Here is an 894-nt window from a genome sequence, read left to right on the forward strand (position 1 = left end):
TATAGTTGTTTCGCTTTAAAATACGTGATAAAATAGACTTATGACCTATAGTATTGATTTTAGAAAACGTGTGCTCTCTTTCGTTCAGGAAGGGCACACTCGAACAGAAGCCTGCGATCTTTTCGGTATCAATCCTTCTACTTTGCATAGATGGGAACGAAAATTAGAAACAGAAGGTCACTTACAGGACAAGCCTAGACAGCGTTCTTCCCGTAAACTTCCTAAAGACCAGTTATTGGCTTACATTGAGCAACATCCAGATGCCTATCTGCGAGAAATTGCAGAGTACTTTTCTTGTGCAATTAATACAGTTTGGAAAGCCTTAAGGAAATACAATATCACTTTAAAAAAAGACAACAAGCTATCGCGAACAAGACCCAGAAAAGATTAGACGCTACCTTGTTGTGCTATCTGTTCTCGTTGGACTTCCCATCGTATATATTGATGAGACAGGAATTGATACCTATCTTTATCGGAGGAAGGGAAGAGCCAAACGAGGAGAAAAAGTCTATGGGAAGGTCAGCGGTAGACGTTTCGAGCGTATCTCGATTGTAGCAGGACAAGTCAATGGTCAGTTTGTAGCACCCATGATTTACAAACAAAGTATGACCAGTCACTTCTTTGTTAAATGGTTTAAAACTCAGCTATTGCCAGCTTTAGATAGACCTCACATAGTGATTATGGATAACGCTACCTTTCATCCAAAGCTACGATTAGATGAGCTTTGCATCACAAACCATCACTTCTTTCTACCTTTACCACCCTATTGTCCTGAACTCAACCCGATTGAAAAAGCTTGGGCTAACCTCAAGAAAAAGGTTATGGAGTTACTGCCAAAATATAACTCGGTGACAGAATGTCTGAATAATGTTTTTTAAAGCGAAATAACTATAA

Annotated in this window: 2 protein-coding genes; both read left to right on the plus strand. The window is 39.1% G+C overall.

Annotated features, from left to right (window positions below):
* Positions 1 to 40 precede the first annotated feature (40 nt).
* Positions 41 to 391, plus strand: coding sequence for an IS630 transposase-related protein (locus tag E4T71_RS10520; RefSeq protein ID WP_135038935.1), 351 nt, complete (start codon positions 41 to 43; stop codon positions 389 to 391).
* Positions 392 to 404: 13 nt separating this feature from the next.
* A complete protein-coding gene (locus E4T71_RS10525; RefSeq protein WP_167758509.1) occupies positions 405 to 878 on the plus strand; it encodes a transposase in 474 nt (157 codons plus the stop codon).
* Positions 879 to 894 lie beyond the last annotated feature (16 nt).

The sequence above is a fragment of the Streptococcus sp. WM07 genome (assembly GCF_004570525.1).
In the GTDB taxonomy this organism is placed as follows: domain Bacteria; phylum Bacillota; class Bacilli; order Lactobacillales; family Streptococcaceae; genus Streptococcus.